Source organism: Pseudaquabacterium inlustre (assembly GCF_038066595.1).
In the GTDB taxonomy this organism is placed as follows: Bacteria; Pseudomonadota; Gammaproteobacteria; order Burkholderiales; family Burkholderiaceae_C; genus Pseudaquabacterium; species Pseudaquabacterium inlustre.
Window position 1 is genome coordinate 353,424 of the sequence record NZ_JBBUTH010000011.1, and the last position, 23,296, is coordinate 376,719.

The 23,296-nt window shown below is 69.7% G+C and carries 21 protein-coding genes; 15 read left to right on the plus strand and 6 right to left on the minus strand.

Annotation, left to right across the window (positions count from 1 at the left end; genetic code table 11):
- Positions 1-104: 104 nt before the first annotated feature.
- Entirely contained in the window at positions 105-818 is a 714-nt protein-coding gene (locus AACH10_RS24305; protein ID WP_341413139.1) for a type II secretion system protein N, read from the plus strand.
- Positions 819-877: 59 nt separating this feature from the next.
- On the opposite strand, the gene AACH10_RS24310 is transcribed toward AACH10_RS24305, so the two are convergent.
- Together AACH10_RS24310 and ilvA are read right to left on the minus strand one after the other, a co-directional pair.
- A complete protein-coding gene (locus tag AACH10_RS24310; RefSeq protein WP_341413140.1) occupies positions 878-1,972 on the minus strand; it encodes a nicotinate-nucleotide--dimethylbenzimidazole phosphoribosyltransferase in 1,095 nt (364 codons plus the stop codon).
- A 25-nt stretch (positions 1,973-1,997) separates the two neighbouring features.
- On the minus strand, positions 1,998-3,560 hold the full coding sequence (gene ilvA, locus AACH10_RS24315) for a threonine ammonia-lyase, biosynthetic (protein ID WP_341413141.1): 1,563 nt from the start codon (positions 3,558-3,560) through the stop codon (positions 1,998-2,000).
- A 353-nt stretch (positions 3,561-3,913) separates the two neighbouring features.
- Between ilvA and AACH10_RS24320 the strand changes: the two genes are divergently transcribed.
- Complete coding sequence (locus AACH10_RS24320) at positions 3,914-4,336, plus strand: OsmC family protein (RefSeq protein WP_341413142.1); 423 nt, start codon at positions 3,914-3,916, stop codon at positions 4,334-4,336.
- Between the two features lie 42 nt (positions 4,337-4,378).
- Here the strand turns inward: AACH10_RS24320 and coq7 are convergent, their stop codons facing one another.
- The gene (gene coq7, locus AACH10_RS24325; protein ID WP_341413143.1) at positions 4,379-5,020 is read right to left on the minus strand and encodes a 2-polyprenyl-3-methyl-6-methoxy-1,4-benzoquinone monooxygenase; all 642 of its coding nucleotides are present in this window, start codon (positions 5,018-5,020) and stop codon (positions 4,379-4,381) included.
- Positions 5,021-5,262: 242 nt separating this feature from the next.
- Between coq7 and AACH10_RS24330 the strand changes: the two genes are divergently transcribed.
- The 5 genes from AACH10_RS24330 (at position 5,263) to AACH10_RS24350 (ending at position 10,334) form a co-directional block, all read left to right on the plus strand.
- Entirely contained in the window at positions 5,263-6,273 is a 1,011-nt protein-coding gene (locus AACH10_RS24330; protein WP_341413144.1) for a porin, read from the plus strand.
- A 122-nt stretch (positions 6,274-6,395) separates the two neighbouring features.
- Positions 6,396-7,379, plus strand: a complete 984-nt coding sequence (locus AACH10_RS24335; RefSeq protein WP_341413145.1) for an ABC transporter permease — start codon at positions 6,396-6,398, stop codon at positions 7,377-7,379.
- A gap of 20 nt (positions 7,380-7,399) precedes the next feature.
- Entirely contained in the window at positions 7,400-8,356 is a 957-nt protein-coding gene (locus tag AACH10_RS24340) for an ABC transporter permease (protein WP_341413146.1), read from the plus strand.
- A gap of 11 nt (positions 8,357-8,367) precedes the next feature.
- Positions 8,368-9,342 (plus strand): ABC transporter ATP-binding protein, encoded by a 975-nt coding sequence (locus tag AACH10_RS24345; protein ID WP_341413147.1) that lies wholly within the window; start codon positions 8,368-8,370, stop codon positions 9,340-9,342.
- Entirely contained in the window at positions 9,339-10,334 is a 996-nt protein-coding gene (locus tag AACH10_RS24350; protein ID WP_341413148.1) for an ABC transporter ATP-binding protein, read from the plus strand. Before AACH10_RS24345 ends, AACH10_RS24350 begins: the two co-directional genes overlap by 4 nt.
- 85 nt (positions 10,335-10,419) lie before the next feature.
- Here the strand turns inward: AACH10_RS24350 and lysA are convergent, their stop codons facing one another.
- On the minus strand, positions 10,420-11,700 hold the full coding sequence (lysA, locus tag AACH10_RS24355; RefSeq protein WP_341413149.1) for a diaminopimelate decarboxylase: 1,281 nt from the start codon (positions 11,698-11,700) through the stop codon (positions 10,420-10,422).
- Positions 11,697-12,035, minus strand: coding sequence for an LPS translocon maturation chaperone LptM (gene lptM, locus AACH10_RS25370; protein ID WP_423228655.1), 339 nt, complete (start codon positions 12,033-12,035; stop codon positions 11,697-11,699). The genes lysA and lptM overlap by 4 nt, the downstream gene beginning before the upstream one ends.
- On the opposite strand from lptM, the gene cyaY reads away from it, so the two are divergent.
- Positions 11,917-12,279, plus strand: coding sequence for an iron donor protein CyaY (gene cyaY / locus AACH10_RS24360; protein ID WP_341413150.1), 363 nt, complete (start codon positions 11,917-11,919; stop codon positions 12,277-12,279). The genes lptM and cyaY overlap by 119 nt on opposite strands.
- A gap of 97 nt (positions 12,280-12,376) precedes the next feature.
- On the opposite strand, the gene AACH10_RS24365 is transcribed toward cyaY, so the two are convergent.
- The gene (locus tag AACH10_RS24365; RefSeq protein ID WP_341413151.1) at positions 12,377-14,740 is read right to left on the minus strand and encodes a penicillin-binding protein 1A; all 2,364 of its coding nucleotides are present in this window, start codon (positions 14,738-14,740) and stop codon (positions 12,377-12,379) included.
- A 251-nt stretch (positions 14,741-14,991) separates the two neighbouring features.
- On the opposite strand from AACH10_RS24365, the gene AACH10_RS24370 reads away from it, so the two are divergent.
- From AACH10_RS24370 to AACH10_RS24400, 7 genes are read left to right on the plus strand one after another with little or no spacing between them, the layout of a single operon-like run.
- Positions 14,992-16,071 (plus strand): pilus assembly protein PilM, encoded by a 1,080-nt coding sequence (locus AACH10_RS24370; protein WP_341413152.1) that lies wholly within the window; start codon positions 14,992-14,994, stop codon positions 16,069-16,071.
- Positions 16,068-16,697, plus strand: coding sequence for a PilN domain-containing protein (locus tag AACH10_RS24375; RefSeq protein WP_341413153.1), 630 nt, complete (start codon positions 16,068-16,070; stop codon positions 16,695-16,697). The genes AACH10_RS24370 and AACH10_RS24375 overlap by 4 nt, the downstream gene beginning before the upstream one ends.
- An 11-nt stretch (positions 16,698-16,708) precedes the next feature.
- On the plus strand, positions 16,709-17,416 hold the full coding sequence (locus tag AACH10_RS24380; RefSeq protein ID WP_341413154.1) for a type IV pilus inner membrane component PilO: 708 nt from the start codon (positions 16,709-16,711) through the stop codon (positions 17,414-17,416).
- The gene (locus AACH10_RS24385; protein ID WP_423228662.1) at positions 17,416-17,976 is read left to right on the plus strand and encodes a pilus assembly protein PilP; all 561 of its coding nucleotides are present in this window, start codon (positions 17,416-17,418) and stop codon (positions 17,974-17,976) included. The genes AACH10_RS24380 and AACH10_RS24385 overlap by 1 nt, the downstream gene beginning before the upstream one ends.
- Positions 17,973-20,177: a type IV pilus secretin PilQ gene (locus tag AACH10_RS24390; RefSeq protein ID WP_341413155.1), complete on the plus strand. Its 2,205-nt coding sequence runs from the start codon at positions 17,973-17,975 to the stop codon at positions 20,175-20,177. Before AACH10_RS24385 ends, AACH10_RS24390 begins: the two co-directional genes overlap by 4 nt.
- Before the next feature lie 45 nt (positions 20,178-20,222).
- Positions 20,223-22,685 carry a beta strand repeat-containing protein gene (locus AACH10_RS24395; protein ID WP_341413156.1) on the plus strand — a complete coding sequence of 821 codons (2,463 nt, stop codon included), beginning with the start codon at positions 20,223-20,225 and terminating at the stop codon, positions 22,683-22,685.
- Complete coding sequence (locus AACH10_RS24400) at positions 22,682-23,245, plus strand: shikimate kinase (RefSeq protein ID WP_341413291.1); 564 nt, start codon at positions 22,682-22,684, stop codon at positions 23,243-23,245. Before AACH10_RS24395 ends, AACH10_RS24400 begins: the two co-directional genes overlap by 4 nt.
- Positions 23,246-23,296: the final 51 nt, after the last annotated feature.

Below are 23,296 nucleotides of genomic sequence, written 5' to 3' on the forward strand. Positions count from 1 at the left end.
GGGCGAGTGTGCGTCGGCGGCGGATCAGCCGGGGCGCATTGCTGCGGGGCTGCGACGTCGCTGTTGGAGGCATTGGAGAAACAGTCGCCGATCATAATCGGCGCATGGTTACGCGATTGTTGTCGCTGCTGGTCTGGGCTGCCGTGGGGGTCAGCGCCCTGGCCTGGGGCTTGAAGTTCTGGGCGCGGGGCACGCCGGTGCCGCCGGGCGCCAGCCTGGCCCAGCCCGCGGCGCCGGCGGGCATGGACCTCAGCCGCGTGCTCGGCGTGCCCGCGCCCAAGCCGGTGGCCGAGGCCGCGCCGGTGGCGGCGGACAGCCGCTTCCGGCTGCTGGGTCTCGCCGCGCCGGGCGCTGGCCAGTCGGGTGGTCTGGCCCTGATCGCCGTGGACGGCAAGCCGGCGCGCACCTGGCGCGTGGGCAGCGAGGTCGAGCCCGGCCTGCGCCTGCTGTCGGTGAGCCACCGCCGCGCCGAGCTGGGCGCTGCCGGCGCCGCGCCAAGCCTGACCCTGGAGTTGCCGCCGCTGGCGGCCGCGCAGCGCGGCCGGCCGGCCGATGCCCTGGGCGTGGCCGTGCCACAGCCGGGCCTGCCGCCGGTGGCGGGCCTGCCGGGCCAGCCAGGTGCGCCGGCCGGGCTGCCGGTGGTGCCGATGGGCGCGTCGCCCGGCGGCATGCCGGGCACGCCCAATGCCCAGGCGCGCGCTGCCGCTGCGGCCGCGGCCGGCGGGCAGCTGGCGGTGCCGGGCGCACCGGTGGCCGGTGGCGAGGCGCCGATGAGCGCACCGCCGGACGGCGAGAACGTCAACCCGCAACAGCGCTGAACGGCGCCGGCCGACGTCGGGCAGACATCGGAGGGACGCCGGGCGACCGACCGTTGCCGTCAGCGCCCGTGCAGGCCCGGGATGTCCGGATGCGCCGGGTCGTACAGGCTGTGCACCTGGGGCGCCTCGAAGCCGGCCGGACGCGAGGGCAGTTCCTCGGCGTCGATCACTTCCGACAGCAGGGCCGCGGCACTGCGCACCAGTGGCCAGGACAGGCAGGCGCCGGTGCCGTCCAGCGTGTCCAGGCCCAGCTCGAGCAGTGCGCTGGCCTGGAACAGCGACAGCGCCTTGTCCAGCCCGTGGTGGTTGCGGCTGCGGCAGAACACGCAGTAGTCGGTGACCGCCGGCGCGATGCGCGAGGCCACCAGCAGCGCCGCGCAGGCCGCCAGGCCGTCGACCATGATCAGGTGGCGCTTGCTGGCGGCGACCAGCATCACGCCGACCATCATCGCCACCTCGAAGCCACCGAAGGCGGCCAGCACCTCCACCGGGTCGGCCACGTCGCGGTGCCGGCCCTGTGCGCCCTGCACGATGATCATCACCTGGGCCAGGGTCTCGGGCGACATCGACGGCCCGGCGTTCACCAGCTCGCGCGCCGGCGTGTCGGTCAGCCGGGCCAGCACCAGCGCCGCGCTTTCCAGCGAGCCCACGCCCAGGCCGGCGCAGGCCACCAGGTTGCCCGGCAGCGTGTCGCCGATCTCCATGCCAGCACGGATGGCGGCATGCGCCTGGTCGACCGTCATGGCCTGGCCGACGCGGGTGTTGCGGGTGCCGTGGGCGATCTTGCGCTGCAGCAGCCGTTCATGGGCCGGCAACTGGCTGGCCAGGCCGCAGTCGACCACCGACAGCGCCAGCCCCATCTGGCGGGCGAAGGCGGCCAGCGGCTGCTGGCCGTCGAGGATCTGCAGCGCCATCTCGTCGGTCTGCTTGCCCGCCGAGGGGTGCAGGCCGTCGACCGCCAGGCCGTGGTCGGCCGCGAAGACCACCAGCTGCGGCTCGCGAAAGCGCGGCTTCAGCGAGTGCTGCAGCAGGCCCAAGCGCACGGCCACCGGCTCCAGTTCACCCAGGCTGCCCGGGCCTTCGCCGCGGCGCAGCAGCTTGTCGAGCAGGGCGCGCTCGAGCAGGGGGTTGGCGGTTTCGGCGATCAGCGACATGCCGCCGAGTGTAGGGACAGCCGCTTTAACGCAGGAACAACTGATACACCGGGTTGCTGGTTTCCTCGACGCAGGGGTAGGCCAGCGTCTGCAGGAAGGCCTTGAAGGCCTTGCGGTCGGCGGCCGTGTCGGGCACCTGCAGACCGACCAGGATGCGGCCGTAGTCGGCGCCCTGGTTGCGGTAGTGGAACAGGCTGATGTTCCAGTCGGGCGCCATGCTGGAGAGGAACTTCATCAGCGCGCCCGGCCGCTCGGGGAAGATGAAGCGGAACAGCCGCTCGCTGGCGGCCAGCGCCGAACGGCCGCCGACCATGTGGCGCACATGCTCCTTGGCCAGTTCGTCGTCGGTGAGGTTGACGGTGGCGAAGCCCTGCTTGACGAAGCTGCGCGCGATCTTGTCGGCCTCGTCGCGCTTGCCAATCGCCAGGCCGACGAACACATGGGCCACGTTCTCGTGCGAGATGCGGTAGTTGAACTCCGTCACCGCGCGCGGGCCCACCAGTTCGCAGAAGCGCTTGAACGAGCCGCGCTCCTCGGGGATGGTGACGGCGAACAGGGCCTCGCGCTGCTCGCCGAACTCGGCCCGCTCGGCGACGAAGCGCAGGCGGTCGAAGTTCATGTTCGCGCCGCAGGTCACGGCGACGAAGGTCTGGCCCTTGAGCTTGTGCTTGGCCACGTACTGCTTGACCGCGGCCACGCCCATCGCGCCCGAAGGTTCGAGGATGCTGCGCGTGTCCTGGAACACGTCCTTGATCGCGGCGCAGACCTCGTCGGTGTCGACCACCACGAAGTCGTCGACCAGCTCGCGCGTGATGCGGAAGGTCTCCTCGCCCACCAGCTTGACGGCCGTACCGTCGGCGAACAGGCCCACGTCGGGCAGCGTGACGCGCTTGCCGGCCTGCACCGAGCGCAGCATGGCGTCGGAATCGGTGGTCTGCACGCCGATGACCTTGATCTCCGGGCGCACGGCCTTGATGTAGCTGGCCACGCCCGAGATCAGGCCGCCGCCGCCGATGGCCACGAACACCGCGTCGATCGGCCCCTGCTGGTGCTGGCGCAGGATCTCCATCGCGATCGTGCCCTGGCCGGCGATGACGTCGGGGTCGTCGAAGGGGTGGACGAAGGTCAGGCCCTGCGCCTTCTGCAGTTCCACCGCATGGCCGTAGGCATCGGAGTAGCTGTCGCCGAACAGCACCACCTCGCCGCCCATCGCGGTCACGGCGTCGATCTTCAGGCGCGGCGTGGTCACCGGCATCACGATCACCGCACGGCAGCCCATGCGCTTGGCACTGAGCGCCACGCCCTGCGCGTGGTTGCCGGCCGAGGCGCAGATCACGCCGCGCTGCAACTGCTCGGCCGACAGGTGTGCCATCTTGTTGTAGGCGCCGCGCAGCTTGAAGCTGAACACCGGTTGCTGGTCCTCGCGCTTGAGCAGCACCTGGTTGCCCAGGCGGCGCGACAGGGTCTTGGCCACGTCCAGCGGTGACTCGATGGCCACGTCGTAGACCCGCGCGGTGAGGATCTTTTGCAGGTAGTCGGGGGCGGTCCGGGTCGTCGTCGACGCGGCGCCGGTCTTGGCGCGGGGCATGCGGAAATCTCCTGCGGGCGGGCTCGTTGTGCAGCGCGGCATGATAGCCGCCGCCCTCTGGCCGCTTGCCTGGCGTGCCTGACCCACCAAGAAAAGCGGCCCAGGGCTTGCGCCCTGGGCCGTAACCACCAATGGAGGAGGTGGAGGAGACAACCGGTGGGGTTCAGCAGGCCTGGGTGAAAACCCTGATTTGCGAACCCGATGGGCCTAGTCTAGCTGCTGGAATGTTGCGCCGCAATATCATCCGCGGACGGCTGTTAGAGCGAAGGCTCGAATGTGCAGTGCATGCATGCACAGCCACGGTGCGCGAGGCGCACCAAGACACCTCACCAGACCTGCGAGCGAGATCGACGATGGACTGCACGATTCACTGGGTGCCCAGCAGCGGCATGGGTTTCATGGCCGAGACGGGCAGCGGCCATGTGCTGACCATGGATGGTGCCCCCGATGGCGGCGGCCGCAATCTGGCGCCGCGTCCGATGGAAACCCTGCTGGCCGGCGCCGGCGGCTGCACCGCCTACGACGTGGTGCTGATCCTCAAGCGCGGCCGCCACGCGGTCAGCGGCTGCCAGGTGAAGATGAGCGCCGAGCGTGCCGAGACCGATCCCAAGGTGTTCACCAAGATCCACCTGCACTTCACCGTCACCGGCAAGAACCTGCCCGAGCCGGCAGTGGCCCGCGCGATCGCGCTGTCGCACGAGAAGTACTGCTCGGCCACCATCATGCTGAGCAAGACCGCCGAGGTGACGACCAGCCACGAGGTGGTCGAGGGCTGAGTGGCCACGCTGGCCACCGGGTGGCGGCGCGCTCAGCGCCGGTCAGACGCGGTGCGCGGTGGTGGTCATGACCTTGGCGGCCGCGCGCATCAGCCAGCGCACCGGTGCGGGCAGGGGGGCTGCGCCGGTGGTCTGCGCGTCGTCGGCGTGACGGGCCTCGTCGTCGCGCATCTGCGCGACGATGGCGCGCGACGCTGCGTCCTCGGCCGGCAGGCGATCCAGGTGGCCGGCCAGATGGGCCTCCACCTGGCGCTCGGTTTCGGCCAGGAAGCCCAGGCTCACGCGGTCGCCCATCGCGCCGGCCACCAGGCCGATCGAGAACGCGCCGGCGTACCACAGCGGGTTCAGCAGGCTGGGGCGGTCGCCCAGTTCGGTCAGGCGCTGGGCGGTCCAGGCCAGGTGATCGGTCTCCTCGCGCCCTGCGGCCAGCATCTGCGCACGCACCGCCGCGTCGCGCGCCACCAGCGCCTGCGCGGCATACAGCGCCTGGGCGCAGACCTCGCCGACATGGTTCACGCGCATCAACGCACCGGCTTCACGGCGCAGTTCGGGCGGCAGTGAGGTGTCAGGCGCCGGGCTGCCGGACCGGTCGGGGCGGGGTATCGGCCGGCCGGCGCGGGCGCCGCCGGACAGTGTGCGCAGCGCGAGATCGGCGCTGGCGATCAGGGCATCGGACGTGGGCATGGGCCGTCGAGGATAGCGCAGCGCCCGCAGGTGCCGGGGCGGCCTCGGGGTGCCGACGGTGCGTTGTTGGCAGACAACAGGCCTCGCGCTTTTTGGCGGCAAATCTTTGCAAGGCCTGCGGGGGTCTGGTGCAATAACCGCAACTTCCGATGAGGAGGTTGGCCTGACCGGCCCCCACCGTTCCCGGTGAGAGGGTTCTCTACGGGATCGGGACCTCTTGTTCAACCTAGGAGATAGTCGCAATGAAAAAGTCTCTGCTGGCTCTGGCCGTCCTCGGCGCTTTCGCCGGTGCCGCTTCGGCCCAATCCTCGCTGACCGTGTTCGGCATCGTTGACCTGAGCGTCAACAGCGTGAAGAACGGTTCGATCACCCAGAAGTCCATGGGTTCGAACCAACTGAACAGCAACCGCCTCGGCTTCCGCGGCACGGAAGATCTGGGCGGCGGCATGTCGGCCGGCTTCTGGATCGAAGGCGGCATGAGCAACGACGACGGCACCCCCGGTGGCCTGAACTTCCAGCGTCGTTCGACCGTCAGCCTGCTGGGCAGCTTCGGTGAAGTCCGTCTGGGTCGTGACTACACCAACACCTTCACGAACGTGGCCTCGTTCGACGCCTACGGCGCCAACGGCTTCGGCAACTTCTCGAACATCTACGCCTCGACCCCGGCGGGTCTGGGTTCGGGTGCCACGACCGCCGTGCGCGCCAACAACATGGTCGGCTACTTCACCCCGGGCAACCTGGGCGGCTTGTATGGCTCTGCCCAGATCGCTGCTGGTGAAGGCACCAAGGGTAACAAGTACACCGGCTTCCGCCTCGGCTACGCCGCTGGCCCGGTGGACGTGGCTGTGGCCATGTCGCAGACTGACCTCGGCACGGCTGACAAGTACAAGGTGTTCAACGTTGGCGCTTCGTACAACCTGGGCGTGGCCAAGCTGCTGGCCCAGTACGACCAGCGCAAGTACGGTGCTCTGAAGTACACCAGCTACCAATTCAGCACCAGCGTGCCGCTGGGCCAGGGTGAGTTCCGCGCCTCGTACGCCAAGGGCAATGCCGAAGGTGGCACCACCAGCGCCAACGACGCCAGCCTGCTGGGCTTCGAGTACATCTACAACCTGTCCAAGCGCACCGCCCTGTACACCCAGTACGGTCGCCTGAGCAACAAGGGTGCCTCGGCCATCGCCCTGGGCGGCGTGTCCACCGGCAGCGGCTTCACCTCCACCGGCTACGGTGCTGGCGTTCGCCACATCTTCTGATCCAGACGTCACCGTCTGAATCCGAGAAGCCGCCCTTCGGGGCGGCTTTTTTCATGGGCAAACGCGTAGCGGGCACGGTGCTTGCGCAGGGCACAATGCGCCTCTTGACTGCGCTTTCCTGAATGCTTGCCTTCATCCTCCGCCGCGTGTTCCAGGCCTTGATCGTGATGTTCACGGTCGCGTTCATCGCCTTCATGCTGTTCCAGTTCGTCGGTGATCCGGTCACCAACCTGCTGGGGCAGGACGCCACCGCCGAACAGCGTGCGCAGCTGCGCAGCGACCTTGGCCTCGATCAGCCCTTCGTGGTGCAGTTCGCCCGCTTTGTCGGCAATGCGGCGCAGGGCGAGTTCGGCATCAGCCTGCGCCAGGGGCGCAAGGTGTCGACGCTGATTGCCGAGCGCTTTCCGGCCACGCTGGAGTTGGCCGTGCTGGCCGCGCTGATCGGCCTGGCGCTGGGCATCCCGGCCGGCGTCTATGCGGCGCTGCGCCGTGGCAAGGCCGGCGCACAACTGGTGATGACCGGATCGCTGCTGGGCGTGTCGCTGCCCAACTTCCTGATCGGCATCCTGCTGATCCTGATCTTCGCGGTGATCCTGAACTGGCTGCCCAGCTTCGGCCGCGGCGAGGTGGTGGCCATCGGGCCGTTCACCACCGGGCTGCTGACGGGCGATGGCCTCAAGCATCTGCTGCTGCCGGCCTTCACGCTGAGCCTGTTCCCGATGGCGCTGGTGCTGCGCCTGGTGCGATCGGAGATGCTGGAGGTGCTGCGCACCGACTACATCAAGTTCGCCCGTGCACGGGGCCTGCCGGATCGGCTGGTGTACTTCCGCCATGCGCTGAAGAACACGCTGGTGCCGGTGATCACCGTGGCCGGCCTGCAACTGGGCAACATCATCGCGTTCGCCATCGTCACCGAGACGGTGTTCCAGTGGCCCGGCATGGGCCTGCTGTTCATCCAGGCCGTGCAGTTCGCCGACATCCCGGTGATGGCGGCCTACCTGTGCCTGATCGCGCTGGTCTTCGTCAGCATCAACCTCGCGGTCGATCTGCTGTACGTGGCGGTTGATCCGCGCCTGCGCGTCGAGCGCGCAGCCGGCGGCCACTGATCCGGGCTCACGCTTCCAAGATGTCCTCCACCCCCATTGTTCCGACTGGCGCCGCCCCGGCGCAGGCGCCCGGCTGGCTGGCCCGCCTGCGTGACAGCGACGTCTGGTACGCCTTCTGCCATTCACCGGTGGCCATCTCGTCCACCGTCATCGCGCTGGCCTTCCTGGTCTGCGCGCTGTTCACACCCTGGCTGGCGCCGCACAACCCGCAGGACCTGGCCTCGCTGGACCTGATGGACGCCCGCCTGCCGCCGGCCTGGATGCCCGAGGGCAAGGCCACCTATTGGCTGGGCACCGACGACCAGGGCCGCGACATCGTCTCGTCGCTGATGTACGGCCTGCGCATCTCGCTGTTCGTGGGCTTTGCGTCGGTGCTGCTGTCACTGGTGATCGGCGTGGGCCTGGGCCTGCTGGCCGGCTTCGTCGGTGGCCGGGTGGATGCCTTCATCATGCGCGTGTGCGACGTGATGCTGTCCTTCCCCGCCATCCTGGTGGCGCTGCTGATCGACGGCGTGGGCCGGGCGATGTTCCCCAACGCCCACGAGACGCTGGCCTTCTCGGTGCTGATCCTGGCCATCTCGCTGACCGGCTGGGTGCAGTACGCACGCACGGTGCGCGGCAGCACCATGGTCGAGCGCCAGAAGGAGTACGTGCAGGCGGCGCGGGTGATCGGCGTCTCGCCACTTCGCATCATGCGCCGGCATGTGCTGCCCAATGTGCTGGGGCCGGTGTTCATCCTGGCCACCATCCAGGTCGCGTCGGCCATCATCACCGAGGCCACGCTGTCCTTCCTGGGGGTGGGCGTGCCGCCCACCTCACCGTCGCTGGGCACGCTGATCCGCATCGGCCAGGACTTCCTGTTCTCGGGCGAATGGTGGATCACCATCTTCCCCGGCCTGGTGCTGATCCTGGTGGCCCTGAGCGTGAACCTGCTGGGCGACTGGTTGCGCGATGCGCTGAACCCGCGCCTGCGCTGATGTTGGATTCGATGACCCAATCCCTGCTCGACGTTCGCCACCTGCGGGTGGAATTTCCCACCCGGCGCGGCACGCTGCGCGCCCTCGACGACATCTCCTTCACCATCGCACCGGGTGAGATCCTGGGCGTGGTGGGCGAATCGGGTGCCGGCAAGTCGCTCACCGGTGCCGCCATCATCGGCCTGCTGGAGCCGCCCGGCCGGGTGGCCGGCGGCGAGATCCACTTCGACGGCCAGCGCATTGATCAGTTGCCGCCCGAGGCCATGCGCCGCATCCGTGGTCGCCAGATTGGCGCCATCTTCCAGGACCCGCTGACCTCGCTGAACCCGCTGTTCACGGTGGGCCAGCAGATCATCGAGACGGTGCAGGTGCACCTGGGGCTGGATGCCGCCGCGGCACGCCAGCGCGCCATCCAGTTGCTGCAGGACACCGGCATCCCGGCGGCCGAGCAGCGCGTGGACCACTACCCGCACCAGTTCTCCGGCGGCATGCGCCAGCGCGTGGTGATCGCGCTGGCCCTGGCCGCCGAGCCGCGGCTGATCGTGGCCGACGAGCCGACCACTGCGCTCGATGTGTCCATCCAGGCCCAGATCATCGGCCTGCTCAAGAAGTTGACGAAGGAGCATGGCGCCGCCGTGATGCTGGTGACCCACGACATGGGCGTGATCGCCGAGGCCTGCGACCGCGTGGCCGTGATGTACGCCGGCCGCATCGCCGAGATCGGCCCGGTGGCCGAGGTCATCCACCGCCCGGCGCATCCGTACACCGTCGGCCTGATGGGCTCGATCCCGGCGATGGACCAGGAGAAGGAGCGCCTGGCGCAGATCGACGGCGCGATGCCGCGGCTGAACGCCATTCCCACCGGTTGCGCTTTCAATCCGCGTTGCCCGCAGGTGCATGAGCGCTGTCGCAGCGAGCGGCCCGACCTGATGGAGGCCGGTGCCACCCGTGCCGCGTGCTGGCTGCATGCCGGGGGCCAGGCATGACCGCGCCGCTCGTTCAGGTCGACGGCTTGGCCAAGATCTTCGACGTCTCGGCGCCCTGGCTCAACCGTGTCATCGAGCGCAAGCCACGGCAGTTCGTGCATGCGGTCGATGGCGTCAGCTTCGAGATCGCGCGCGGCACCACGCTGGCGCTGGTGGGCGAGTCGGGCTGCGGCAAGAGCACGGTGGCGCGGCTGCTGGTGGGCCTGTACCCGCCCAGCCGGGGCGCGGTGCGCTTCGACGGCGCCGACACGCGCGAGACCCTGGCCGGCAGCGGCGCGCGCGCACTGCGCCGGCGAATGCAGATGATCTTCCAGGACCCGTACGCCAGCTTGAACCCGCGCTGGACGGTACGCCAGATCATCGCCGAGCCGCTGCAGGAGCATGGCCTGGTGACCGAGGCGCGCGCGCTCGACGAGCGCGTGGCCGCGCTGCTGGCCCAGGTGGGTCTGTCGGCGGCCGACATGGTGAAGTTTCCGCACCAGTTCTCGGGCGGGCAGCGCCAGCGCATCTCGATCGCGCGCGCGCTGGCCACCGAGCCCGAATTCCTGATCTGCGACGAGCCCACCTCGGCGCTGGACGTCTCGGTGCAGGCCCAGGTGCTGAACATCATGAAGGACCTGCAGCGCCGGCAGGGCCTGACCTATCTGTTCATCTCGCACAACCTGGCGGTGGTGCGGCATGTGGCCGATCAGGTGGGCGTGATGTACCTCGGCCGCCTGGTCGAACTGGCCGACCGCGGCACGCTGTTCACCGCGCCGCGGCACCCGTACACGCGCATGCTGCTGGATGCGATTCCGGACATCGCGATGACCGGACGCCAGCGCACGCCGGTGCAGGGCGAGGTGCCCAACCCGCTGAACCCGCCCAGCGGCTGCGCCTTCCACCCGCGCTGCCCGCACGCCAATGCGCGCTGCAGCAGCGAGCGGCCCGAACTGGCCGAGTTCAAGGGCATCCGCGTGGCCTGCCACGCGGTGACCGAAGGGCGGATCTGAGGCACCCGGCGCCGCGGGTACGCGGCGCCACCCGCCGAGCGGGTCGCCGGCCGGCTCCGGAGCGGCCGAGCGCTCGGCCGGCTTGCTAGACCTCGTCGCGGAACAGGTCCTGCACCTGTTCGCGGCGGCGGATCAGCGTCGCCTGCCCCTGGTCCAGCATCACCTCGGCCGCACGCGGCCGGGTGTTGTAGTTGCTGGCCATGGTCATGCCGTAGGCGCCGGCCGACAGCAAGGCCAGCACATCGCCCTCGCGCACGGCCAGCGTGCGCTCGCGGCCCAGCCAGTCGCCCGATTCGCACACCGGCCCCACCACGTCCCAGGCCTGCGCCGGCGTGTCACCGCGGGTCTGGCAGGGCTCGATGGCCATCCAGGCTTCGTACATGGCCGGGCGCACCATGTCGTTCATCGCTGCATCGACGATGCAGAAGTTCTTGCTGCCTTCGCTGCCGTCGCCGGGCTTGAGCACCAACACCTCGGCCAGCAGCACGCCGGCATTGCCCACCAGGGAGCGGCCCGGCTCGAACAGCACCTCGCGGTGGCCGTGGCCGCGCGCGTCGATGCGCGCCAGCAGCGCGCCCACCAGCGCATCGGCGGCCGGCGGCTGCTCGTCGCTGTAGGTGATGCCCAGGCCACCGCCCAGATCCAGGTGGTGGATGGGCACGCCGTCGGCCTCGATCTGCTCGATCAGGTCGAGCAGGCGGTCCAGCGCGTCGAGGTAGGGGCTGGCGTCGGTGATCTGCGAGCCGATGTGGCAGTCGATGCCCACCACCTTCAGCCCCGGCAGGCGCGCGGCCTGGGCGTAGACCGCGCGGGCGCGCTCGTGCGCGATGCCGAACTTGTTGCCCTTCAGGCCGGTGGAGATGTACGGATGCGTGCCGGCGTCCACGTCGGGGTTCACGCGCAGGCTCACCGGTGCGGTGGTGCCCAGGCTGATGGCCACCTCGGACAGCGTGCGCAGCTCCGACTCGCTCTCGACGTTGAAGCACTTAACCCCAGCCTGCAGCGCGGCACGCATCTCGTCGCGCCGCTTGCCAACGCCCGAGAACACCACCTTGGCCGGATCGCCGCCGGCGGCGATCACGCGCGCCAGTTCGCCGGCCGAGACGATGTCGAAGCCGCAGCCCAGTTGCGCGAAGGTGCGCAGCACGGCCAGGCTGCTGTTGGCCTTCATCGCGTAGCACAGCAGGTGCGGCCGCCCGGCCAGCGCGCGCTGGTAGGCGCTGGCCGCGCTGACCATGGCGTTGCGCGAGTACGCGTACAGCGGCGTGCCGTGCTCGCGCGCCAGCTGCTGCAGGTTCACGCCGTCGAGCCACAGCGCGCCATCGGCGCGGCGTTCGAGGAAGGGGGCGCCAGGCAAGGTGCTCATCGTGCGGCTCCCGGGGCCGAGGCGGTGGTGGCTGCGGGCGCAGCGCCGGCCGGCAGCGTCAGCGGACCCTTCTGGCCGCAGGCTCCCAGCAGGGCCACCGCGGCCAGCAGGCCGGTGCGGCATCCGAGGCGCTGCAGGCGCTTGCCCGACGGCCGACAGGGGGCAGGGGCCCTCGCTACACTCGATCGCAATGTCATCTGCGGGATTTTACCGACCATGAGCACCGCCGCCCCTGCCGCCACGCCGCTGTCCGACGCCGAGTTCCACCGCCTCACCGGCGCGGTGCTGGCGCGCATCGAGGCCACCACCGACCGCTGGCTCGAGGACGATGTCATCGACATCGACGTGCACCGCACCGGCGGCCTGCTGGAGCTGAGCTTTCCGGGCGGCAGCAAGATCGTCATCAACACCCAGCCGCCGCTGCATGAACTGTGGATGGCCTCGCGCGCGGCGGGTCAGCACTTCAAGCACGTGGATGGCCGCTGGCTGGACACCCGTGAGGGCGGCGAGTTCTTCGCCGAGCTGTCGAAGCAGGCCAGCGCGCAGGGCGGCAAGCCGCTGAGCTTCACGCCGGATTGACCGGCGCGCCCAGCGGGCCAGGCGCCGGGCCGCCCCAAGCTGGCCCGCAACCCGCCCGGCGGGTGGCCCCGCGTACCCGCGGGGCCGGGTGCCCCAGCTATCTTTTGAAGAGATCGAGGATGCCCTTCTTCTCGTCCTCGCTGGCGGGCTGAGGCAGCTTGTCGTCCAGGCCCACGCTGCTGACGCCACCGCCGCTGCCGAACTCCTCGAACACCCAGTCGCCACCGCGCTGCATCAGGCCATCGGGCACGGGGGGCTGCTGTTCGGGCAGCTTCTTCAGTGCGTGCTGCATGAATTCGATCCACACCGGCAGCGCCAGGCCGCCGCCGGTTTCGCGGTCGCCCAGCTTGCGCGGCGTGTCATAGCCGATCCACACCACGGCCACCAGGTTGGGCTGGAAGCCGGCGAACCAGGCGTCCATCGAGTCGTTGGTCGTGCCGGTCTTGCCGTACAGGTCCAGGCGCTTGAAGGTCTGGTAGACCTTGGCGGCGGTGCCGGCACGCGTCACCTCGCCCATCAGCTGGGTCATCACGTAGGCGTTGCGGGCGTCGATGGCGCGGGCCGATTCGTCGGCCGCGGCCATCGGCGCCTGCAGCAGCACGCGGCCCTTGGCGTCGGCGATGCGGGTGATCAGCGCCGGCTGGCTGCGCAGGCCGCCGGTGGCGAACACGCCGTAGGCGCTGGCCATCTGCAGCGGCGTGACCGAGCCGGCGCCCAGCGCCATGGTCAGGTAGGCCGGGTGCTTGTCGGCCTCGAAGCCGAAGCGCGTCACCCAGTCCTGCGCGAACTTCACGCCGGTGGACTGCAGCACGCGGATGGAGACCATGTTCTTGGACTTGGCCAGCGCGGTCTTCAGCGGCATCGGGCCTTCGAACTTGCCGTCGTAGTTCTTCGGCTCCCAGGGCTGGCTGCCGGTGGTGCCGGCGTCGAAGAACAGCGGCGCGTCGTTGACCACGGTCATCGGCGTGAAGCCTTTTTCCAGCGCCGCCGAGTAGATGAAGGGCTTGAAGCTCGAGCCCGGCTGGCGCCAGGCCTGGGTGACGTGGTTGAACTTGTTCTTGCCGAAGTCGAAGCCGCCCACCAGCGCGCGGATGGCGCCGGTGCGCGGGTCCAGCGCCACGAAGGCGCCCTCCACCTCGGGCAGCTGGGTCAGCGTCCACTCGCCCTTGGCGCCGCTGCGGGTGGCGCGCACCACGGCGCCGCGGCGGATCTGCTTCTGCGGCTCGGCCTTGTCGGCCAGGCCCGAGGCCACCGGCTTCAGGCCGTCGCCGGTGACGGTGATCTGCTCGCCGCTCTGCAGCACGGCCACCACCTTGCGGGCCGAGGCCTCCAGCACCACGGCAGCCTTCAGCTCGTCGTTGTCGGGGTGTTCGGCCAGGGCCTCGGCGATGCGGGTGTCCAGCGCTGCGGCGTCCTTGGGCAGTTCGACGAAGTCTTCCGGCCCGCGGTAGTGCTGGCGGCGTTCGTAGTCCAGCAGGCCGCGGCGCAGCGCGCGGTAGGCGGCGGCCTGGTCGGTGGAATCGATGGTGATCGTGACGTTCAACCCGCGCGTGGTGGTGTCGGCGCCGTACTGGCTGGCCACCAGCTGGCGCACCGTCTCGGTCACGAACTCGGCATGCACCGCGGCCTCGGTGGGGGCGCGCAGCTTCGGGGTCTCGGCGCGGGCGCGCTCGGCCTGCTCCTCGGTGATGAAGCCGTTGGCCTCCATCCGGTCGATGATGTACTGCTGGCGCCGCTTGGCGCGCTGCGGGTTGCTCACCGGGTTGTAGGCCGACGGCGCCTGCGGCAGCCCGGCCAGCATGGCCGCCTCGGCCACGCTCAGGTCCTTCAGCGCCTTGCCGTAGTAGATCTCGGCGGCGGCCGCGAAGCCGTAGGCGCGCTGGCCCAGGAAGATCTGGTTCATGTACAGCTCGAGGATCTGGTCCTTGCTGAGCTGCCGCTCGATCTTCAGCGCCAGCAGGATCTCGTAGATCTTGCGGGTGAAGGTCTTCTCGGTGCTGAGGTAGAAATTGCGCGCCACCTGCATGGTGATGGTGCTGGCGCCCTGGCTCTTGGCCTTGTTGAACTGGGCCAGGCCGGCACGCAGCACGCCCAGGTAGTCCACGCCGCCATGGCGGTAGAAGCGGGCGTCCTCGATGGCCAGCACCGCGTCGCGCATCACCTTGGGAATCTGCGCGATCGGCGTGTAGGTGCGTCGCTCCTCGCCGAATTCGCCCAGCAGCACGCCGTCGGACGAATACACCCGCAGCGGCAGCTTGGGCCGGTAGTCGGCCAGGCCGTCGATCTCGGGCAGGTTGGGGTAGGCCACGGCCAGCGCCACGGCGATCAGCAAGGCGCCGGCCAGGCCCAGCGCCAGTGCCGTGCCGGCCAACCAGGCCAGCAGGCGCCACCACCAGCGGCGGCCGGGCGCGGCACGCGCCGGGGAGGGGGAGGGTGCCGCGGGCGGCTCGGTCGAACTCATGTGGGCGCCGAGTGTATAGAAAGGCCGCGGCGCCCCCCGGCTGCCGCCAGACCCCCGCCGACGCGGCGGGAATGGGTCTTGCGGCTTGTTTCAAATGACGCCGCGCACGTCGGCGAGGCGCAACGTCGCCGCGGGGCCGAAACGGTAAATATCTTTGGGCTACAAAGGCTTTACTGCTAGCATTGAAGTAACTTCTTAAGTGTTGCCACCCCCTTGAACCTGCCGTGCGCGGCGACCGGGAGACGTCACCCGTGAGCTTTCTGGACCTGCTGTTGGGTCGCAAGCATCCGCCGATGATCGGGCTGGACATCAGCTCGTCCAGCGCCAAGCTGGTCGAGCTGGGTCGCTCGGCCAGCGGCGAGTACGTGCTGGAGCGGCTGGCGTCCGAGCCTTTCGAGAAGGGCTGGATCACCGACGGGCAGATCGAGAAGTTCGACGAGGTGGCCGCCGCGGTGCGCAAGCTGCTCGACAAGAGCAGCACCAAGACCCGGCAGGTGGCGATGGCCATGCCGCAGTCGGCGGTGATCACCAAGCGCATCATGCTGCCGGCCGGCCTCAGCGAGGACGAGCTGGAGCTGCAGGTCGAGTCCGAGGCCAACCAGTACATCCCGTTCTCGCTGGAAGAGGTGAGCCTGGACTTCTGCGTCATCGGCCCCAGCGCCACGTCCAGCGGCGATGTCGAGGTGCTGATCGCCGCCTCGCGCAAGGAGCGTGTGCAGGACCGCCAGGGCCTGGCCGAGGCCGCAGGCCTCAAGCCCATGGTGCTGGACATCGAAAGCCACGCCTCGCTGCTGGCCATGAGCCGGTTGGTCGAGTCGCTGCCGCAGGGCGGACGCGATGCGCTGGTCGCGCTGTTCGAGATCGGCGCCGACACCACCAGCCTGAAGGTGCTGCGCGAGGGCGAGATGCTCTACGACCGCGACCAGGCCTTCGGTGGCTCGCAGCTCACCACGCTGATCTCGCGCCAGTACGGCTTCTCCTTCGAGGAGGCCGAGCAGAAGAAGCTGGCCGGCGACCTGCCCGAGGACTACGAGGCGTCCATCCTGGTGCCCTTCGTCGACAGCCTGTCGCAGGAAATCGGCCGCGCGCTGCAGTACTTCTTCACCAGCACGCCGCACCACAAGGTGCACTACGTGATGCTGGCCGGCGGCACCGCCGGTCTGCCGGGCCTGAAGGACCGCGTCACCGAGCTCACCGGCTTCGCGTCGATGGTGGTGAACCCCTTCGAGGGCATGAAGATCGGCTCGGGCGTGCGCGAGGCCAAGGTGCGCAAGGATGCGCCGTCCTACCTCACCGCCTGTGGCCTGGCGATGCGCAGGTTCCTCGCATGATCCTCATCAACCTGCTGCCGCACCGCGAGGAGCGGCGTCGCCAGCGCAAGCGCAACTTCTTCGTCGGTCTGGGCGTGTCCGCCTTGGTGGGCGCGCTGGCGGCGGGCGCCTGGACGGTCGCCGTGCAGCAGCTCACCCAGCAGCAGGAAGAGCGCAACACCTTCCTGCGCGGCGAGATCGGCAAGCTCGAGGCGCAGATCAAGGACATCGCCACGCTCAAGGGCGACATCGAGGGCCTGAAGGCCCGCCAGGCCGCGGTGGAAGACCTGCAGCTCAACCGCAACGTGCCGGTGCACCTGCTCGACGAACTGGTGCGCCAGACGCCCGAGGGCGTCTACCTGAGCAGCCTGCGCCAGACCGATGCCGTGGTGCAGGTCAGCGGCGTGGCGCAGACCAACGAGCGCGTGTCCGAATTCCTGCGCAACACGCAGAACAACTCGCAATGGCTCAGCCGCGTGGAACTGGTCGAGATCAAGGCCGTGACGCTGCCACCGGTGGCCGGCTCGCGTGATGCGCGGCGGCTGTTCGAGTTCTCGATGCGCATGACCGTCAAGCTGCCGGGCACGCCGGCGGCCGGTGCGTCCGCGCCAGCGCCCGCGGCCGCCGCGTCGGCCCGGGCCGCCTGAGGAACCCCGCGATGGCCACTCGCAGCACCCAACCCGCCGCCCTGGACGTCGCCGTGCTGGCCAGCAAGGCCAGCGCCCAGTTCCGCGACCTGAACCCGCGCGAGCCCGGCCAGTGGCCCCTGCTGCCCAAGCTGTGCGCCTGGCTGGGCGCCGCCGCTCTGGCCCTGGGCCTGGGCTGGGTGCTGGCTGTCTCAGGCGCCGCCGACGCGCTGGAAGCCGCACGCAATGTCGAGCCGGGCCTGAAAACCGACTACCGTGCCAAGCTGGGCCAGGCCGTCAACCTGTCCGAACTGCGCAAGCAGAAGCAGCAGGTGCAGGAGTACGTCACCCAGCTCGAGCGCCAGCTGCCCGGCAAGGCCGAGATGGACGCACTGCTGTCCGACATCAACCAGGCCGGCATCGGCCGTGGCCTGCAGTTCGACCTGTTCCGCCCCGGCCAGAGCGAGGTCAAGGACTACTACGCGGTGCTGCCGATCACGCTGCGCGTGACCGGCCGGTACCACGACATCGGCGCCTTCGCGGCCGACGTGTCCAACCTGTCGCGCATCGTCACGCTGCACAACCTGGCCATTGCGCCGGTGGCCAAGGACACGGCCGGCAACCTCACGATGGATGCCGTGGCCCGCACCTACCGCTACCTGGACGTGGCCGAGCTGGCCGAGGTGCGCAAGGCCAAGGCCGCCGCCGACGCCGCCAAGGCCAAGGGAGCGCGCAAGTGATCCGCCGCCCGAGCCCCCGCGCCGCCTGGCGTCTGCGTGCGCTGCCCGCCCTGGCGCTGGCCGCCGCCGCGCTGCTGAGCGCCTGCGACGCCGACCAGCAGGAGTTGCAAGGCTGGATGGACCAGCAGCGCCGCGAGGTCAAGCCCAGCGTGCAGCCGCTGGCCGCGCCGAAGAAGTTCGACCCCGCGCCCTACGAGGTGGCGCAGTCGGTCGACCCGTTCAGCAACCAGAAGCTGGCGGTGGCCGTCAAGCAGGAGGCGCGGCAGCCCAACTCGGCCTTTGCCGCCGAGTTCAACCGCCGCAAGGAGCCGCTGGAGGCCTATCCGCTGGACGCCATGGCCATGGTGGGCAGCGTGACCAAGGCGGGCGTGCCCTTTGCCCTGCTGAAGGTGGACAACCTGCTCTACCAGGTGAAGGCGGGCGACCACATCGGCCAGAACTACGGCCGCATCACGCGCATCAGCGAGACCGAGGTGACGCTGCGCGAGATCGTGCAGGACGCCACCGGCGAGTGGACCGAACGTGCCGGCACGCTCCAGCTGCAGGAGAAGGCGCGATGAGATTTGTGCAGGAGAACACCATGGGGAAGTGGCGCGCCAGGCTTGCCGCCCGACTGTTGGCGACGGGGCTGGCTCTGGCTGCACCGCTTGCCGCGCTGGCCGAGAACGCCATCCGGTCCATCACCAGCACTCAGCAGGCCGGGGCCGACGTGGTGCGCATCGAACTGGCCGAACCGCTGGCCGCCGTGCCCACCGGCTTCTCGGTGCAGGCGCCGCCGCGCGTCGCGCTCGATCTGCCGCCGCTGGCCAATGCCATCGGCCGCAACCTGGTGGACATCAACCAGGGCAACCTGCGCTCGGTGGCCGTGGCCCAGACCGGCGAGCGCACGCGCCTGGTGCTGAACCTGCGCCAGAGCGCCGGCTACCGCGCCGAGCTGCAGGGCAAGGTGCTGGTGGTGGTGCTGGAAGGCAACAGCGCTGCGCCGGCCGCCACCGCCTCCACCGGCGAGGCCACGCATTTCGCCAAGCCCGAGAACGCCGAAGCCCTGCCGCTGCGCGACATCGACTTCCGCCGCGGTGCCGACGGCGCCGGCCGTGTGGTGGTGGCCCTGGCCAGCACCCAGGTGGGCGTGGACATCCGCCAGCAGGGCCAGAGCCTGGTGGTCGAGTTCCTGCGCTCCAGCCTGCCGGCCACGCTGCGCCGCCGCCTGGACGTCACCGACTTCGGCACCCCGGTGCAGAGCGTGGCCGCGTTCCAGAGCGGTGACCGCGTGCGCATGCTGATCGAGCCCAAGGGGGCCTGGGAGCACAGCGCCTACCAGAGCGACAACCAGTTCGTGCTGGAGGTGCGGCCGGTCAAGATCGACCCGAACAAGCTCACGCAAGGCCCCGGTTTCGGTGGCCAGAAGCTGAGCCTGAACTTCCAGAACATCGAGATCCGCGCGCTGCTGCAGGTCATCGCCGACTTCACCGACTTCAACGTCGTGACCAGCGACACCGTCACCGGCAATGTCACGCTGCGCCTGAAGGACGTGCCCTGGGACCAGGCGCTGGACATCATCCTGCAGAGCAAGGGCCTGGGGGTGAAGAAGAGCGGCAACGTGCTGTGGATCGCCCCCAAGGACGAGCTGGCGGCCAAGGAGCAGATCGAGCTCGAGGCGAAGAAGAAGCTGGCCGACCTGGAGCCGCTGCGCACGCAGGCCTTCCAGCTCAACTACGCCAAGGCCGATGACTTGGTGAAGACGCTGCTCGGCCAGTCGGGCTCGGGCAGCTCGGCCGGTGCGGCCGCAGCCGCGACCGCCGGCTCGGCGGCCCGCATCCTGACCAGCCGTGGCGTGGCCTCGTCGGACACGCGCACCAACCAGATCTTCGTCAACGACATCCCCAGCAAGCTGGAGGAAGTGTCCCAGCTGATCGCCAAGATCGACATCCCGGTGCGCCAGGTGCTGATCGAGGCGCGCATCGTCGAGGCCGATGACAAGTTCGGCCGCGCGCTGGGTGCCCGTCTGGGGGCCACCGACCTGCGCGGCCTGAACGGCGGCGTGCCGGGCTACAGCGTGGGCGGCGGCAACTATGTGCAGATCGGCAGCACCTACACCAATGCGCTGAACCAGCTGGGCGTGACCGGGGCCACCTCGGCCACCACCTCGGCGGCCTCGCAGATGGTGAACCTGCCGGCCTCCACCAGCGCGCTGGGCAGCGCGTCGGCCGCCACGCTGGCGCTGTCGCTGTTCAGCCCCTCGGCCAACCGCATCCTGAATCTGGAGCTCTCGGCGCTGGAAGCCGACGGCAAGGGCAAGATCGTGTCCAGCCCGCGCGTCATCACCGCCGACCAGGGCAAGGCCATCATCGAGCAGGGCGAGGAAATCCCCTACCAGGTGGCCAGCTCCAGCGGCGCCACCAGCATCCAGTTCAAGAAGGCCAGCCTGAAGCTGGAGGTGACGCCGCAGATCACCCCCGAGGGCAGCGTGATCATGGACCTCGACGTGGCCAAGGACAGCCGCGGCGAGAGCACCACGGCCGGCCCGGCCATCAACACCAAGCATGCCAAGACGCAGGTGCTGGTGGAGAACGGCGGCACGGTGGTCATCGGTGGCATCTTCACGCAGGACGAGCGCACCGACGTCAACAAGGTGCCCTTCCTCGGCGACGTGCCGGTGGTCGGCAACCTGTTCAAGAACACCACCAAGTACAACAACAAGACCGAACTGCTGATCTTCATCACGCCGAAGATCGTGACCGAACGCGCCCAGGTGCGCTGAGTTCGGAATCGCAGGTCAGCACAACGCCCGAGCGGGAGCGCTTCGATGAGTTTCGTGAAGATCAAGTCATGGCTGACCGCGATGGTCACCGTGGCCACCGTGGCGCTTGTGGGCTGCGGCGGTGGTGGCAGTTCCGGCACGCCCTTCGTGGGCGGCGGCACCAGCGGCAGCTCGACGGCGGCCAAGGTCGACGTGACCACCAGCAATGCCACGCTGGGTGACGGCAGCAGCACGGTCACGATCACCGCGGTGGTCAAGGACGCCAACAACGTGGCCATGCCCAGCACGGCCATCACCTGGTCGTCGAGCGCCGGCTCGCTGACCGGCGCGGCCACCACCACCGATGCCAACGGCACTGCGGTGGCCACCTTCTCGGCCACCGACGCCGACCGCGCGGCCGCCACGGCGGCCACGATCACCGCCACCTCGGGATCGGCCAAGGGCAGCACCAGCGTGGCCCTGCAGGGCGCGCGCACCGTCGTGGTCAGCTCCAGCGCCGCGGCCGTCGGCACCGATGGCAGCACGCTCACCATCACCGCGGTGGTCAAGGACAGCGCCAACGTGGCCATCAGCGGCGCCGCCGTCGCCTGGCAGACCTCGGCCGGCAGCCTGAGCGGCCAGTCCTCGGTGACCAACGCCAGCGGCGTGGCCACCGCCATCTACACGCCCACCGGCGTCAACCCCAGCACCACCAGCACCGCCACGATCAGCGCCACCTCGGGCACCGGATCGGCGGCCCAGACCAGCTCGGTGCAGGTGGGCATCAGCCCGACCACCACGTCGATCGAGCTGATCGCCTCGCAGTCGAGCATCGGCACCGGCGGTGAGCAGGTGACGATCAGCGCCTTCGTCAAGGACGGCAACAACCTGGCCAAGGTGAGTGCGCCGGTGAGCTGGAGCGTCGACAAGGGCCGCATCAGCAACCAGGTGACCAGCACCAACAGCAACGGCATCGCCACCGCCGCCCTGGACGCCGGCAGCGACAAGAGCAACCGCACGGCCGTGGTCACGGTGGTGTCGGGCGCGGCGCGGCAGACGCTGAACGTGCCGATCGTGAACACCAAGCTGGCCGTGTCGGGCGCCACCACGGTGAACATCGGCTCGACCATGCAGCTGACCTTCACCGCCACCGATTCCAAGGGCGTGGTGATTCCCGGGGTCACGCTGGGCCTGAGCAGCACGCTGGGCAACGGCCTGCCGGCCACCGCCACCACCGATTCGGCCGGCCAGGCCATCGTCACCTACACGGCCACCAAGTCGGGGGCGGACACCGTGTCGGTCAGCGGCGCCGGCGCCACCGTGTCGACGGCCATCACCGTCAGCGGCAGCGACGAGGACCTCGCCTTCATCACCCCCGCGGCCAGCACCAAGGTGGTGGTGGGCCAGAGCAAGACGCTGACGCTGCGCTACCGCAAGGCCGGTGTCGTGCAGGCCAATGCCGCCGTCAACCTGGCGGCCACGATCGGCGTGCTCAGTGCCAACAGCGTGGTCACCGATGCCACGGGCCAGGCCTCGGTCACCATCGTCTCGGGCTTCGCGGGCAGCGCCACGGTCAGCGCCACGCTGGCCGGCGGCTCGGCGGTGCAGGCCACGCTGCCGCTGAGCTTCGTGGCCACCACGCCGGCCACGCTGGTGCTGCAGATCTCGCCCACCGCGCTGGCGCCCAACGCCACGGGCAGCACCACCAACCAGGCCACGCTGGTGGCCAAGGTCACCGATGCCAACAGCAACCCGGTGGCCGACGCGACGGTCAACTTCAGCCAGGTGGCCGACCCCAGCGGCGGCCGGCTGCAGCAGGCCTCGGCCGTCACCGACCTGAACGGCGTGGCCACGGTGCAGTACGTGTCGGGCGCCGAGAGCACGGCCAGCGGTGCGGTGCAGCTCAAGGCCACGGTGGCCAGCAACGTGGCCGTCAGCGGCACGGCGAAGCTGACCGTGAACCAGAGCGCGCTGTTCATCGCGCTGGGCACCGGCAACACGATCAGCAACTACGACACGCAGACCTACGAGAAGAACTGGACGGTGTACGTCACCGACGCCAACGGCGTGCGCGTGACCAACGTGCCGGTGACGATCAAGGTGATCCCGAACTACTACGCCAAGGGCCAGCTGGTGTGGAGCGACACCGCGTCGATGTGGGTCTACGCCAGCTACCTGGAGTGCCTGAACGAGGACCGCAACAACTACAACGGCCGCCTCGACGCCGGTGAGGACACCAACGGCGACGGCGTGCTGACGCCGGGCAACCTGGTGGCGCTGCTGAACTCCACCGTGACCACCGACGCCAACGGCGTGGCCACGATCACGATGCGCTATGCCGAGAGCATCGCCTCGTGGATGGGCGTGCGCCTGACCGCCACGGCGGTGGTGGCCGGCACCGAGTCGAGCACCTACAAGGACTTCCCGCTCGACAAGCTGGGTTCGGACTACAGCGTCAAGACCGTGGCGCCGGCCGGCTCCGTGAGTCCGTTCGGCAAAGACGTGGCCACGTGCACCAACCCGAACTGACCATCGCCCTGGTGGGCATGCCGGGTTCCGGCAAGTCCACCGTGGGCCGTCAGCTCGCGCGCCACCTCGGCTGGCGGTTCGTCGACAGCGATCAGGTCATCGAGCAGCAGATCGGCTGCCCGATCCGCCTGTACTTCGAGCAGCAGGGCGAGGCGGCCTTCCGCGACCTGGAGCAGCGCGTGGTGGCCGAGCTGGCCCGGCAGCCCGGCATGGTGCTGGCCACCGGCGGCGGCACGGTGCTGCGCGAGGCCAACCGCCAGGCGCTGCAGCAGCACTGCGTGGTGATCTACCTGCGCTCCACGCCGGAGGAACTGTTCCGCCGGCTGCGGCACGACACGCAGCGCCCGCTGCTGCAGGTGGCCGATCCGCTCAAGCGCCTGCGTGACCTGTTCCGCGAGCGCGACCCGCTGTACCGCGAGGCAGCGCGCTACGTCATCGAGACCGGCCGGCCATCGGTGCCCACGCTGGTGAACATGATCCTGATGCAGCTGGAACTGGTGGGTGTGCTCGACCCGGCGCGCCCGCCCGTGGCGGCGGCCCGCGGCAGCGCCGAGCACTGAGAGGGCGCACCCGCGCCGACCGGGCCGCGGTGCCGGGTCGCAGTGCCGGGC

Bases quoted from the DNA above. Each gene is read 5' to 3' on its own strand.
- AACH10_RS24305 (WP_341413139.1), top strand. From the start codon at position 105: ATGGTTACGCGATTGTTGTCGCTGCTGGTCTGGGCTGCCGTGGGGGTC.
- AACH10_RS24310 (WP_341413140.1), bottom strand. From the start codon at position 1,972: ATGTCGCTGATCGCCGAAACCGCCAACCCCCTGCTCGAGCGCGCCCTG.
- ilvA (WP_341413141.1), bottom strand. From the start codon at position 3,560: ATGCCCCGCGCCAAGACCGGCGCCGCGTCGACGACGACCCGGACCGCC.
- AACH10_RS24320 (WP_341413142.1), top strand. From the start codon at position 3,914: ATGGACTGCACGATTCACTGGGTGCCCAGCAGCGGCATGGGTTTCATG.
- coq7 (WP_341413143.1), bottom strand. From the start codon at position 5,020: ATGCCCACGTCCGATGCCCTGATCGCCAGCGCCGATCTCGCGCTGCGC.
- AACH10_RS24330 (WP_341413144.1), top strand. From the start codon at position 5,263: ATGAAAAAGTCTCTGCTGGCTCTGGCCGTCCTCGGCGCTTTCGCCGGT.
- AACH10_RS24335 (WP_341413145.1), top strand. From the start codon at position 6,396: ATGCTTGCCTTCATCCTCCGCCGCGTGTTCCAGGCCTTGATCGTGATG.
- AACH10_RS24340 (WP_341413146.1), top strand. From the start codon at position 7,400: ATGTCCTCCACCCCCATTGTTCCGACTGGCGCCGCCCCGGCGCAGGCG.
- AACH10_RS24345 (WP_341413147.1), top strand. From the start codon at position 8,368: ATGACCCAATCCCTGCTCGACGTTCGCCACCTGCGGGTGGAATTTCCC.
- AACH10_RS24350 (WP_341413148.1), top strand. From the start codon at position 9,339: ATGACCGCGCCGCTCGTTCAGGTCGACGGCTTGGCCAAGATCTTCGAC.
- lysA (WP_341413149.1), bottom strand. From the start codon at position 11,700: ATGAGCACCTTGCCTGGCGCCCCCTTCCTCGAACGCCGCGCCGATGGC.
- cyaY (WP_341413150.1), top strand. From the start codon at position 11,917: ATGAGCACCGCCGCCCCTGCCGCCACGCCGCTGTCCGACGCCGAGTTC.
- lptM (WP_423228655.1), bottom strand. From the start codon at position 12,035: ATGACATCGTCCTCGAGCCAGCGGTCGGTGGTGGCCTCGATGCGCGCC.
- AACH10_RS24365 (WP_341413151.1), bottom strand. From the start codon at position 14,740: ATGAGTTCGACCGAGCCGCCCGCGGCACCCTCCCCCTCCCCGGCGCGT.
- AACH10_RS24375 (WP_341413153.1), top strand. From the start codon at position 16,068: ATGATCCTCATCAACCTGCTGCCGCACCGCGAGGAGCGGCGTCGCCAG.
- AACH10_RS24380 (WP_341413154.1), top strand. From the start codon at position 16,709: ATGGCCACTCGCAGCACCCAACCCGCCGCCCTGGACGTCGCCGTGCTG.
- AACH10_RS24390 (WP_341413155.1), top strand. From the start codon at position 17,973: ATGAGATTTGTGCAGGAGAACACCATGGGGAAGTGGCGCGCCAGGCTT.
- AACH10_RS24395 (WP_341413156.1), top strand. From the start codon at position 20,223: ATGAGTTTCGTGAAGATCAAGTCATGGCTGACCGCGATGGTCACCGTG.